The sequence below is a fragment of the Arthrobacter sp. MOO21 genome, from assembly GCF_057369995.2.
Genome location: NZ_CM170671.2, coordinates 360,121 through 372,968, shown reverse-complemented (window position 1 = coordinate 372,968; position 12,848 = coordinate 360,121). Strand labels below are relative to the sequence as shown.

12 protein-coding genes are annotated in these 12,848 nt (G+C 66.6%); all 12 read left to right on the top strand.

The features are described from left to right. Positions 1–83 precede the first annotated feature (83 nt). The 12 genes from AC2JAJ_RS01625 (at position 84) to AC2JAJ_RS01570 (ending at position 12,797) form a co-directional block, all read left to right on the top strand. On the top strand, positions 84–1,217 hold the full coding sequence (locus AC2JAJ_RS01625) for a mannose-1-phosphate guanylyltransferase (protein ID WP_221384021.1): 1,134 nt from the start codon (positions 84–86) through the stop codon (positions 1,215–1,217). A 98-nt stretch (positions 1,218–1,315) separates the two neighbouring features. Beyond that, the gene (locus AC2JAJ_RS01620; protein WP_221384020.1) at positions 1,316–2,515 is read left to right on the top strand and encodes an amidohydrolase; all 1,200 of its coding nucleotides are present in this window, start codon (positions 1,316–1,318) and stop codon (positions 2,513–2,515) included. Positions 2,516–2,689: 174 nt separating this feature from the next. Beyond that, entirely contained in the window at positions 2,690–3,124 is a 435-nt protein-coding gene (locus AC2JAJ_RS01615; RefSeq protein ID WP_486414535.1) for a MarR family winged helix-turn-helix transcriptional regulator, read from the top strand. 43 nt (positions 3,125–3,167) lie between these two features. Beyond that, positions 3,168–3,599: an organic hydroperoxide resistance protein gene (locus tag AC2JAJ_RS01610; RefSeq protein ID WP_308287803.1), complete on the top strand. Its 432-nt coding sequence runs from the start codon at positions 3,168–3,170 to the stop codon at positions 3,597–3,599. After that, complete coding sequence (locus AC2JAJ_RS01605) at positions 3,596–4,612, top strand: NADP-dependent oxidoreductase (RefSeq protein WP_486414536.1); 1,017 nt, start codon at positions 3,596–3,598, stop codon at positions 4,610–4,612. The genes AC2JAJ_RS01610 and AC2JAJ_RS01605 overlap by 4 nt, the downstream gene beginning before the upstream one ends. 254 nt (positions 4,613–4,866) lie before the next feature. Continuing rightward, positions 4,867–5,976, top strand: a complete 1,110-nt coding sequence (locus tag AC2JAJ_RS01600) for a BMP family lipoprotein (protein ID WP_473693210.1) — start codon at positions 4,867–4,869, stop codon at positions 5,974–5,976. Between the two features lie 178 nt (positions 5,977–6,154). After that, the gene (locus AC2JAJ_RS01595) at positions 6,155–7,729 is read left to right on the top strand and encodes an ABC transporter ATP-binding protein (protein WP_221384017.1); all 1,575 of its coding nucleotides are present in this window, start codon (positions 6,155–6,157) and stop codon (positions 7,727–7,729) included. Further along, positions 7,722–9,113, top strand: a complete 1,392-nt coding sequence (locus tag AC2JAJ_RS01590; RefSeq protein WP_486414537.1) for an ABC transporter permease — start codon at positions 7,722–7,724, stop codon at positions 9,111–9,113. Before AC2JAJ_RS01595 ends, AC2JAJ_RS01590 begins: the two co-directional genes overlap by 8 nt. Beyond that, entirely contained in the window at positions 9,110–10,435 is a 1,326-nt protein-coding gene (locus AC2JAJ_RS01585; RefSeq protein ID WP_486414538.1) for an ABC transporter permease, read from the top strand. The genes AC2JAJ_RS01590 and AC2JAJ_RS01585 overlap by 4 nt, the downstream gene beginning before the upstream one ends. Positions 10,436–10,440: 5 nt before the next feature. Next, positions 10,441–10,848 (top strand): cytidine deaminase, encoded by a 408-nt coding sequence (locus tag AC2JAJ_RS01580; RefSeq protein ID WP_221384014.1) that lies wholly within the window; start codon positions 10,441–10,443, stop codon positions 10,846–10,848. After that, entirely contained in the window at positions 10,845–12,161 is a 1,317-nt protein-coding gene (locus AC2JAJ_RS01575) for a thymidine phosphorylase (RefSeq protein WP_501053317.1), read from the top strand. The genes AC2JAJ_RS01580 and AC2JAJ_RS01575 overlap by 4 nt, the downstream gene beginning before the upstream one ends. Before the next feature lie 6 nt (positions 12,162–12,167). After that, positions 12,168–12,797, top strand: a complete 630-nt coding sequence (locus tag AC2JAJ_RS01570) for a DedA family protein (protein ID WP_486414539.1) — start codon at positions 12,168–12,170, stop codon at positions 12,795–12,797. The last annotated feature ends 51 nt before the right edge of the window (positions 12,798–12,848 follow it).

Here is a 12,848-nt window from a genome sequence, read left to right as displayed (position 1 = left end):
TGCGCGGGTGCGTTGGTGCGGGAGTGTGTCCCGGCGGCAGCGGCAAAAGGAGGCCGTTGTGCCCGTCGGCTAAAGTAGCGGTGATGAGTACAGACAAAGTGACAAGCCCGGTATCGCCCCTTGACCGCTTCGTTGCGGTGATCCCGGCAGGCGGAGTGGGGACCCGCCTCTGGCCCCTGTCACGTGCAGCAGCTCCCAAGTTCCTTCACGACCTCACGGGCTCGGGCAGCACTTTGCTGCGCGCCACCTATGACCGGCTGCAGCCGCTGGCGGGCAGCCGGATGCTGGTGGTCACCGGCCAGGCCCACCGCGAGGCCGTGTGCCGGCAGCTTCCCGAGATCCACGACGCGGACCTTGTCCTGGAATCCGAGCCCAAGGATTCGGCTGCCGCAATCGGCCTCGCGGCAGCCATCCTCCATGAGCGCGACCCGGACACGATCATGGGGTCCTTCGCGGCCGACCAGGTCATCAGCCCCGACCACCTCTTCCAGCAGGCGGTCAGGGAAGCGATCCACACGGCTGCGGCCGGCAAAATCGTGACCATCGGCATCAAGCCCACCCACCCCTCCACCGGGTTCGGGTATATCCGCTCCGGAAAAGCGCTGCACATCGACGGTGCGCCCAGCGCGCATGACGTGGTGGAGTTCGTCGAAAAGCCCGACGAAGTCGTCGCCCAGCAGTACGTGGACAGCGGCGACTACGTGTGGAACGCCGGCATGTTCGTGGCACCCGTTGCGCTGATGCTCAAGCACCTCGAAGCCAACCAGCCACAGCTGTTCCAGGGCCTGCAGGAGATTGCGCGGGCATGGGACACCCCCGAACGTGACGAGGTCACGGCGCGGGTCTGGCCCACACTGCCGAAGATCGCCATTGACTACGCGGTGGCCGAGCCTGCCGCGGAAGCCGGGGACGTCGCCGTCGTGCCCGGGTCCTTCCGCTGGGACGACGTCGGTGACTTCGCTTCCGTTGGCCGGCTCAACAGTGCCAAGGAAGTCGACGCAGTCACCGTGCTCGGTGAAGGCGCCCGCGTGTTCACGGAAAACTCCAGCGGCGTGGTCGTCACCGACACCAAGCGCGTCATCGCCCTGATCGGGATCGAAGACGTGGTCATCGTGGACACGCCGGACGCCCTGTTGGTGACCACCATGGCCAATTCGCAGCGTGTCAAGGCTGCGGTTGATGCCCTTAAGGCCAGCGGGGACACGGACGTCCTCTGACCGGTTCCTGCCGGCGCGCACATCGCCGGCAGGAAACGGGATGTAATGGGACGTTCGCGAATGGCTCCTATTGCGGCCACGCTCGCTAGAGTGAAGCAGTGCGCAACTACACTACTGAAGCCGAGCCCACCGCCCTGGTGGCTCCCTGGCTCGAGCCGCTCCTGCCGGAACTGATCGAATTCCGCCGGGACCTCCACGCGCATCCGGAGCTGTCCTTCAAGGAGTTCCGCACCACCGACAAGCTGGCGGAGCGGCTCGAAGCCGCCGGCTTGCATCCCCGCCGCCTTGAGGGCACGGGACTCACCGTGGATGTCGGGGAGGGTCCCATCGCCACCGCGCTGCGTGGCGATATCGATGCCCTTCCCATCATTGAAGAGACCGGGTTGGCCTTCGCCTCCCGGAACCACGGCGTCACCCACGCCTGCGGCCATGACGTCCACACCACCACCATGCTGGGCATCGCCCTGGTCCTGCACCGGATGCACCAGGAAAGCCCCCTCGGCGGGCGGGTCCGCATCATTTTCCAGCCGGCCGAAGAAACCATGCCCGGCGGGGCGCATGCCTGCATTGAGCAGGGCGTCCTGGACGGCGTACCCAGGATCATGGCCCTGCACTGCGACCCCCGGATCGAAGTGGGGAAGATCGGCACGCGCATCGGCGCCATCACCTCCGCCTCGGACACCATCCGGATTGAGCTGTCCGGCCGCGGTGGCCATACCTCGCGCCCGCACCTCACCGAGGACCTGGTATTCGCGCTGGCCCAAATCGCGGTCAACGTCCCCGCCGTGCTGTCCCGCCGCGTTGACGTCCGCAGCGGCGTGTCCGTGGTGTGGGGACAGATCACCGCCGGTTCGGCGCCGAATGCCATCCCGGGCACGGGCTACATGGCCGGGACCATGCGCTGCCTGGACCGGGATGCGTGGCATGCTGCGGGGGAGCTCCTCGACGAAGTGGTGCACCAGGTGGCTGCACCGTACGGGGTGGACGTCCACCTGGAGCACACCAGGGGAGTGCCGCCGGTGGTCAACTCCGAGCACGAGACGGCCCTTATCGAAGCCTCGGCGCGCGCCGAGATCGGCGAAAGCGCAGTGGTGCTGACGCCGCAGTCCATGGGCGGAGAGGACTTCGCCTGGTTCCTCGCGGAACTCCCCGGCGCCATGATGCGCCTGGGGACCAAAACCCCCGGCGGCGAGGACTACGACCTCCACCGCGGCGACTACATCGTGGACGAACGCGCGCTGGGCCTGGGCATCCGGGTCCTGACCGCTGCCGCACTGCGTACCATCCGCGATCTCTAGCAACCCCGGCGCGCTCCGCCGTCGTGCCCGGCTGCGCAGTGAAGCCTTGGCTCGCCGCGCACGGACCGTCGCGGCGCGCTGAGCGCTGATTCCAGCGCGCCATCCCATCCCGGAGCGCGCCCGCATCTTCCAGGTAGGTTGTGCACAATTGAATTGTGTACTACGGTTGGAGGCGTGACTGAAGCTCCCCGCCTCGACCGGCAAGTGTGTTTTGCGCTCTACTCGGCCTCCCGGGCCGCCACCGCGGTCTACCGCCCGGTGCTTGATGAGCTCGGCCTGACCTACCCGCAGTACCTCGTGATGCTGGTGCTGTGGGAAAGCGAGCCCCGGGGCGTCAAGGAGCTTGGCGATGAACTCGGCCTGGACTCCGGCACCCTGTCACCCCTGCTCAAGCGCCTCGAGGCCCTCGGCTTTGTGGAGCGGAAGAGGTCGGGGGAGGACGAGCGCCGCGTCGCCGTCCACCTCACTCCCTCGGGACGCAGCCTCAGCGGCCCCGCGGCTGCCATCCCGCAGCGGCTCGCCGACGCCGCCGGGCTTTCCCTTGACGAGCTTGAGCAACTGCGCAACACGCTGGGCAAGCTGACCGCTGCCCTGCATGAATCCCTCTAGACCCGATTACTGCACCATCCCATCAACAGGACGGATAACCATCGTGAAGACCCTCTACACCGCTGAGGCACTGGCCTCGGGAGAAGGGCGGGACGGCACGGCCCGCAGCAATGACGGCAGGCTTGCAGTGGACTTGGCCAGCCCCGTGGAGCTGGGCGGAAACGGCCAGGGCACCAACCCCGAACAGCTGTTCGCTGCCGGCTATGCCGCCTGCTTCCACTCCGCCCTCCGCCTGGTGGGCCGCAAGGCAGGCGCAGACCTGACGGACTCGGCAGTTGCGGCCAGGATCCACCTGGGGCAACTGGACGGGGGAGCAGGCTTCGGACTGGCCGCCGAACTGGAAATCGCCCTCCCCGCACTGGATCTCGCCACCGCGGAGGACCTCGTGGCCAGGGCGCACCAGGTCTGCCCCTATTCGAATGCCACCCGCGGCAACATCAACGTCGACCTCAAGATTCTGGAGTACGCAGCATGAGTACAGCCCTTGCAACCACCACCCGTGAGATCCGCCTCGCCTCCCGTCCCGTGGGGCGCCCCACAGGCGACAACTTCGAACTGGCCGAGTCTCCGCTGCCCGCGCTCGAAGAGGGCCAGATCCTGGTGCACAACCTCTTCATGTCCGTGGACCCCTACATGCGGGGCCGGATGAACAACGTCAAGTCCTACTCCGCCCCCTTCGCCGTGGGCAAAGCGCTCGACGGCGGCGCGGTGGGTGAGGTAATCGCGTCCCGTTCGTCGGCACACCAGGAGGGCGACGTCGTCGTCCATTCCCTTGGGTGGCGCGAGTACGCGGTTGTGGACGGAGCCGCTGCCACCCCTGCCCGCACGGACCTGGCGCCTGCTTCGGCATTCCTTGGCGCCCTGGGCATGACCGGCCTCACGGCATACACCGGCCTGCTCAAGGTTGCCGAATTCAAGCCCGGCGACGCCGTCTTCGTGTCCGGCGCCGCGGGTGCTGTGGGATCCCTGGTGGGCCAGATCGCCAAGGCCATGGGCGCCTCGCGGGTCATCGGCTCTGCCGGCTCGCCCGCCAAGGTGGCACGCCTCCTGGAGCTCGGCTTCGACGCCGCCTTCGACTACCATGACGGTCCCGTGGTGGAGCAGCTGGAGAAGGCAGCCGGCCCCAACGGCATCGATGTCTACTTCGACAACGTGGGCGGAGACCACCTGGAGGCTGCATTGGCGGTCCTCAATGTGGGCGGCCGGGTGGCGATGTGCGGCGCCATCGCGCAGTACAACTCCACCGAACCCACTCCTGCGCCCCACAACCTGATGCAGGCGATCGGCAAGCAGCTCACCCTCCGCGGTTTCCTGGTGGGTGGGCAGCGGCAGCATGCTGCCGAGTTCGCGGAGAAGATGGCCGGCTGGCTGGCTGACGGCACCGTGCGTTACGACGAGACAATCGTGGACGGACTGGAGAACGCGCCGCAGGCCTTCATGGACCTCCTGGATGGCGCGAACACCGGCAAAATGCTGGTCCGGCTGTAGCCAGAGCAACCAGGCATGAGCAGCAGGGGCACCGTTATTCGCGGTGCCCCTACTGCTTGGTAACAACTTGTAAACAATCTCCGGGAACGGCTTCCGGCGTGCTATTGGGACGTGGCGCAGGCCACTAAAGTAATGCCATCAGTGCGCTCCGGCGCAGTGCTGCGTGCCTTCAGTGAAAACAGAATTTCAGCGCCGAAATGGACACTCATTGAATTCCAGCCCGTAGCGCCACTCGCATCATCCCTGGAGGAAAATTGAAGAAATCACTGCGTGCCAGCTTCAAGCGCGGTTCAATGGCCGGTGTGGCCACCCTCGGTGCGTCCGCGCTTGTGCTCACCGCCTGCGGTGCGGCCCCCGAAGCCGGCAGCACCCCGTCCGCGGGTGCCAGCGACTACACCGGCTGCATCGTCTCCGACTCCGGTGGGTTCGATGACCAGTCCTTCAACCAGTCCTCCTACGAGGGCCTGAAAAAGACCGAAAAGGACCTGGGCATCAAGGTCAACCAGGTGGAGTCGAAGACCAACAACGACTTCGAGCCCAACCTGCGGGCCATGGTCACCGCCGGCTGCAACCTGACCATCACCGTCGGCTTCCTGCTCGGTGACGCCACCAAGGCGCAGGCCACCGCCAACCCGGACAAGCACTTCGCCATCATCGATTTCGGTTACGACAAGCCCATCAGCAACGTCAAGCCCATCATCTACGACACCGCCCAGGCGGCGTTCCTCGCCGGCTACCTCGCCGCAGGAACCACCAAGACCGGCACCGTGGCCACCTTCGGCGGCATCAAGATCCCCACCGTGACCATCTTCATGGACGGCTACGCGGACGGCGTGAAGTACTACAACCAGCAGAAGGGCAAGAACGTCAAGCTGCTCGGCTGGAACAAGGACGCGCAGGACGGCAGCTTCACCGGCGACTTCGAGAAGCAGGATGTTGGCAAGCAGCTGACCAAGAACTTCCTGGACCAGGGCGCCGACATCGTCATGCCCGTGGCCGGGCCCGTGGGCAAGGGTGCGGGTGCCGCGCTCAACGAAGCCAAGGCGGCAGGCAAGGACGTCAAGCTCATCTGGGTTGACTCCGACGGCTACCTGACGGCCCCGGACTACAAGGACATCATGCTCTCCTCAGTGATGAAGCAGATGGGCGAGGCCGTGGAAACCGTGGTCACCGAGGACAAGGACGGCAAGTTCAACAACACCCCGTACGTGGGCACCCTCGCCAACGACGGCGTGAAGCTTGCACCCTTCCACGGGATGGACTCGCAGGTTCCCGCAGACCTGAAATCCGAGCTCGAGCAGATCAAGAAGGACATCGTCGACGGCAAGCTGAAGGTCGAATCCGCAGCAAGCCCGAAGGTCTGACCCGCCAGGAAGCGCCACCGCCGGACCCCCACCCACTGGCCGGCCGGTGGCGCTTTTTGCTGGCCGCCCATTTACCGCATGGGACCGGCCCAACCTCCGACTGCACCTACTAGGCTGGTGCTGCAGCCACATATCCCGTCCGGTTGATCACCGGACGCTTCGAGATTGGTCGTCAGTTTTGAAACTTGAACTTCGAGGGATCACCAAACGCTTCGGCACGCTGCTGGCCAACGACCACATCGACGTGGTGGTTGAGCCTGGACAGATCCATTGCCTGCTCGGCGAAAACGGGGCAGGCAAGTCCACCCTGATGAACGTGCTGTACGGGCTGTATGAGCCGTCCGACGGCGAGATCCTGCTTGATGACAAACCCGTCACCTTCCGCGGGCCCGGCGATGCCATGGCTGCGGGCATCGGCATGGTGCACCAGCACTTCATGCTGGTGCCGGTCTTCACCGTCGCGGAAAACGTTGCGCTCGGGGCCGAACCCACGAAAGCGGCCGGTTTCCTGGACCTGGACCAGACGCGGCGCCGGATCCGGGAGATTTCGGACCAGTACGGCTTCGACGTCGACCCCGACGCCCTGGTGGAGGACCTTCCGGTCGGGGTCCAGCAGCGGGTGGAAATCATCAAGGCCCTGGTCCGCAACGCCAAGGTCCTGATCCTCGACGAACCTACCGCCGTCCTGACGCCGCAGGAGACCGATGAACTCCTGGACATCATGCGCCAGCTCAAATCCGGCGGCACGTCGATCGTGTTCATCTCGCACAAGCTGCGTGAGGTGAAGGAAGTTTCGGACACCATCACCGTCATCCGGCGCGGCAAGGTGGTGGGCACCGCCGATCCCGCGGCTTCCACCACGGAACTGGCCTCGATGATGGTGGGCCGCGCCGTCAGCCTGAACCTGGACAAGGCTCCGGCCCAGCCACGGGAAACAACGTTCGAAGTCAGGGACCTCACCGTCATAGCCGCCAACGGCCAGCATGTGGTGGACCACCTCAGCTTCCAGATCCGCCGCGGCGAGATCCTCGCTGTAGCGGGGGTCCAGGGCAACGGCCAGACCGAACTCACCGAGGCCATCCTGGGCCTGCAGGACCGGGTGACCGGTTCGATCGTCCTGGATGGAAAGGAACTGCTGGGCCGCCCCGTCAAGGAAGTGCTGGAAGCCGGCGTCGGGTTCGTCCCCGAAGACCGCAAGGTGGACGGGCTGGTGGGCACGTTCTCCGTCGCCGAAAACCTGATCCTCGATCTGTACGACAAACCGCCCTTCGCCAAGGGCATCAGCATGAGCCCGGCGAAGGTCATGGAGAACGCCACGGCCCGCATCGGCGAGTTCGACGTCCGCACCCCGTCCGCAGCGGCCGCGGCAGGCACCCTCTCCGGCGGCAACCAGCAAAAACTGGTGATGGCCCGCGAACTCTCACGCCCGCTGCGCCTCTTCATCGCCTCCCAGCCAACCCGCGGTGTGGATGTCGGCTCCATCGAGTTCCTGCACCGGCGCATTGTCGCCGAGCGTGACCAGGGGACGCCGGTGATGATCATTTCCACCGAACTGGACGAAGTCATGGAACTGGCAGACCGGATCGCCGTGCTCTACAAGGGCAAGCTGGTGGGCACGGTACCCGCCGGGACCAGCCGCGACGTCCTGGGCCTGATGATGGCGGGCATCCCGCCGGAGGAACACGCACCCACCCCACAGGCCGGCAGCAACCCGGCCCCCGCCACCAACGCCGAGGGAGCCGACCATGCCTGAGCAGCATCCCCCCAAGCACGCCGCAGAGGGCCCCGGCGCCGCCGACAAACATGATGGCACCGCCTCCCATGCCAGCCTGGCAGAGGAGGAAACGGCCGCCGTCGTCTCCGTTGATACGGCCGGCGGAGCGATGGAACCCTCGGCGGTTCCGGCAACCGACCAAAGCGGGAAGCTGCCCGGCGGCCCGGACACCCTGCTCCGCAGGATCTTCACCGGAAGCGGAATGGTCTCGGTCCTGGCGGTACTCCTGGCGCTGGTCATCGGCGGCCTGCTGATCGCCAGCACCGACAAACAGGTGGCCACCACCTCCAGCTACTTCTTCGCCCGGCCAACGGACTTCTTCACGGCGGTGTGGAACGCAGCCACCCGCTCCTACATCGCGCTCTTCCAGGGGTCGGTGTTCAACCCCCGCGGCAACGGGGTAGCCGCGCAGTTCGCCCCCTTCATGGAAACGCTCACCATCGCGACGCCGCTCATCACCGCCGGCCTTGGCGTGGCACTGGCGTTCCGGGCAGGGCTCTTCAACATCGGCGCCCAGGGCCAGATCATCGTGGCCGGCATCCTGGCAGCCTGGGTGGGCTTTGCACTCCACCTGCCGATGGGCCTGCACCTGCTCCTGGTGCTTATCGCCGGCATCGTGGGCGGCGCCCTCTGGGGCGGACTGGTGGGCCTGCTGAAGGCCCGCACAGGCGCCCACGAGGTGATCCTCACCATCATGTTCAACTACATCGCGCTCTACTTCCTGCGCTACCTGCTGAACACCCCGGCCTTCCAGCGGCCGGGGGAGTCGAACCCAATCTCCCCGATCCTGGACCCCAGCGCCGTCTACCCGCAGATCCTTGGCACCCAATACCGGCTGCACCTCGGCTTCATCCTGGCTATCGGTGCCACGCTCCTGGTGTGGTGGATCCTCAACCGGTCCACCGTGGGCTTCGAGTTCCGCGCCGTCGGGGCGAACCCGAAAGCGGCCCAGACGGCCGGCATCAACGTGTCCCGCGCAACCATCCTCGTCATGGCCCTCGCCGGTGCCCTCGCCGGCATGTCCGGCGTGGCCCAGGTGGCGGGCACGGAGAAGGTCCTTACCGACGGCGTCGCCGCCACCTACGGGTTCGACGCCATCACGGTTGCGTTGCTGGGACGTTCGACGCCGTGGGGCACCTTTGCCGCCGGCCTGCTGTTCGGTGCCTTCCGTGCCGGCGCGGTCCAGATGCAGATCCAGACCGGTACTCCGATCGACATCGTCCTGGTGGTCCAGTCCCTGATTGTCCTGTTCATCGCGGCACCGCCGCTGGTACGCGCGGTGTTTGGCCTCAACCCCCGGCGCCGGAAGCCCGCGCGCACCGCCAAGTCCAAGCAGGCAGCCACTACCGGAGGTGCAGCATGAGCACTACAGTTTCCTCGCCCCGGCCGGGCAATCCGCAAGGCGGGGGCACCACCGCAGACCCGTCCGCCACGGCGCTGTCCGCCAAGCCGGTGGGCTGGAAGACGCCTGTCCTGCTGGCCGTGTTCGCCGTCGTATCGCTGGTGTTCTTCGGCTTCCTGGCGCCCAACAAGACCGCCAGCTTCGGCATTTCCACAGGAAGCGACTTCTTCCAGCTGCCCGCCCTGGAGATCGATGCAGCCGTCGGCGGCATCGTGCTGTCCGTGCTCCTGCTGGCGCTGGCGGCCTATGCCGTCTACCTGAAGCTGAAAAACCGCCCGGCCCCGGGCTGGCTGACCGTAACCTTCATCAGCCTCTTCGTCGCGGCGTTCCTGATTTGGGTGGTGGGCGGGGCCCGCACGCCGGCCATCTCGCTGGCCGGCCTGATCGCCGGGTCGGTCACCCTCGCTGTCCCGCTCGTGTTCGGGTCCCTTTCCGGTGTCCTGTGCGAACGGGTGGGCGTGGTCAACATCGCCATCGAGGGGCAGCTGTTGGGCGGCGCGTTCACAGCCGCCATTGTGGCCAGCATGACCAAGAACCCCTTCATCGGCCTGGTTGCCGCTGCCGCTGCCGGCGCTGTCGTCTCCATGGTGCTGGCCCTGTTCAGCATCAAATACCTGGTCAACCAGATCATCGTGGGCGTGGTCCTGAACGTGCTGGTTTCGGGCGTCACCGGCTTCCTGTTCAGCACGGTGATGCAGGCCAACAAGGCCCAGTTCAACTCCCCGCCGGGCCTGGACGTCATCGACATCCCGGTGCTGTCCGGCATCCCGGTCATCGGCCCCATCCTGTTCCGCCAGTCGCTGGTGGGCTACCTGATGTACATCGCTGTCGCCGTCGTTTGGGTGGGCCTGTTCAAGACCCGGTGGGGCCTGCGCGTCAGGGCCGTGGGGGAGCACCCGCAGGCGGCGGACACCCTCGGCATCAACGTCAACCTCACCCGGTTCTGGAATGTCACCCTCGGCGGCGCTGTTGCCGGCATCGGTGGCTCGTTCTTCACCCTGGTGGCGATCGACAGCTTCACCAAGGAAATCTCCGGCGGCCGCGGATTCATCGCCCTCGCGGCGCTCATCTTTGGACGCTGGAACCCGATCGGGGCCTTCTTCGCCGCGCTCCTGTTCGGGTTCGCGGACAACCTGCAGAGCATCGTGACCATCATCGGCACCCCGGTGCCCAGCCAGTTCATGGCCATGCTGCCCTACCTGGTCACCGTCCTGGCCGTGGCAGGACTCGTCGGCAAATCCAGGGGGCCGGCGGCAAGCGGCATTCCCTACGTGAAGGGTTGACCGCCGTGGATGCCCCGCAGCAGGTGGACTGGGCGGCGCTGGAGGCAGCCGCCGTCGCCGCCATGAAAAGCGCCTACGCCCCGTACTCGAAATTCCCGGTGGGGGCTGCGGCCCTCACCGCGGACGGCCGGATCGTCAGCGGCTGCAACGTGGAAAACGCCAGCTACGGCCTGACCCTGTGCGCCGAATGCGTCCTGGTGGGAAACCTGAACATGACCGGCGGCGGGCTCCTGCGCGCCTTTTACTGCGTGGACGGCGCGGGCAACGTCCTCGTGCCCTGTGGCCGGTGCCGGCAACTGCTGTATGAGTTCCATGCGCCGGGCATGCAGCTGATGACCACCCAGGGCATCAAAACAATGGACCAGATGCTGCCCGACGCCTTTGGCCCCGACCACCTGGAGGAGACCCCGTGACCGACAACAAGGCCGAGGCGTTCGACGCCGTGGACATCATCCGCATCAAGCGCGACAAAGGCACGCTGAGCCCCGAACAGATCGACTGGACCATTGCCGCCTACACCCGCGGAGCGATCGCGGACGAGCAGATGGCGGCCCTCAACATGGCCATCCTGCTCAACGGCATGGACCGGGTGGAAATTGCCCGCTGGACAGCTGCGATGATCGCGTCCGGGGAGCGCATGGATTTCTCCAGCCTGCGCCGCCCTGACGGCGGGCTCAAGTACACCTCGGACAAGCACTCCACCGGCGGGGTGGGGGACAAGATCACGCTGCCGCTGGCACCCCTGGTGGCCGTGTTCGGCGTCGCAGTCCCGCAGCTGTCCGGTCGGGGCCTCGGCCACACCGGCGGCACCCTGGACAAGCTGGAATCCATCCCCGGCTGGCGCGCAAACCTCAGCAACGAGGAAATCCTCGCCCAGCTCCAGGACGTGGGTGCCGTCATCTGCGCCGCCGGCGCCGGCCTGGCGCCCGCTGACAAGAAGCTTTACGCGCTGCGCGATGTCACCGGAACCGTGGAGGCCATCCCGCTGATCGCTTCCTCGATCATGAGCAAGAAGATCGCCGAGGGCACCGGTTCGCTGGTCCTGGACGTCAAGGTGGGCAGCGGCGCTTTCATGAAGGACGAAGCCAAAGCACGGGAGCTGGCCGAAACCATGGTGGCCCTGGGCAAGGACGCGGGCGTGAACACCGTCGCCCTGCTGACCAATATGGACACCCCGCTGGGCCTCACGGCAGGCAATGCCATCGAGGTGGAGGAATCAGTGGAGGTGCTGGCGGGCGGCGGCCCGGAAGACGTCGTCGAACTGACCGTCCGGCTCGCCGAAGAGATGCTCGCCTGCGCAGGGGTGCACGACGCCGATCCCTCCGCGGCACTGAAGGACGGCCGCGCGATGGACGTGTGGAACAGGATGATCTCGGCCCAGGGCGGCGACCCGCGCGCCGCGCTGCCCGTGGCCAAAGAATCCGACGTCGTTTACGCCCCGGCGGACGGCGTGCTCGTGGAACTTGATGCACTCGCCGTGGGTGTCGCCGCTTGGCGGCTCGGTGCCGGCCGGGCCCGCAAGGAGGATTCCGTGCAGGCAGCGGCCGGAGTCCGCATGCACGCCAAGCCCGGGGCCGTCGTCCGCGCCGGCGAACCGCTGATGACGCTGCTGACGGACACCCCGGAACGTTTCGCCCGCGCCAGGGAGGCGCTGGAACACGCGGTGGTCATCGCCCCCGAAGGGTCGCGGCCCGCCCAGCAGCTCATCATCGACCGCATAGCATAGGTACCCATGCAGGCCATCAATGACTCCATCCTCGCCGCCGCAGGCCAGCCGTGGGTGCTGGTCCTGGTGCTGGCCTGCTGCGTCATTGACGGTTTCTTCCCTCCCGTCCCCAGCGAATCCGTAGTGGTGGGCCTGGCAGCAGTCGCCGCCACCGCCGATGTCCCCAACCCCTGGATCCTGGCGCTCGTGGCTGCCGGCGGTGCCTTCGCGGGGGACAACATCGCCTACCTGCTGGGGCGCCGCGTGGGAACCAGCAGGTGGGCGTGGATGCGCGGCCCGCGGATGCAGAGCGCCTTTCGTTGGGCAGGCCGGGAACTGCGGAAGCGGCCTGCCTCGCTGATCCTGGTGGCCCGTTTCGTCCCGATCGGCAGGGTGGCGGTCAACCTGACGGCAGGCGGTACCCACTACCCGCATCTGCGGTTCGTCGGACTGACCGTCCTCTCCGCCACCCTGTGGGCCAGCTACTCGGTCGCCATCGGACTTTTCTTTGGCCAGTGGTTTGAAGACAACCACCTCCTCGGCGCCGCCATTGCCATTGTTTGCGCCGTGGCGCTGGGCATCGTGGTGGACCTGGCGATCAACAAATTCCGCGGCAATCCCAACGTGGTGGAACGGATCCGGGAACCAGGGACCTGACCCAGGCGTTTAACGCGTCGTTCCGGGCATTAAAGGCGTAGCGCACTGCGC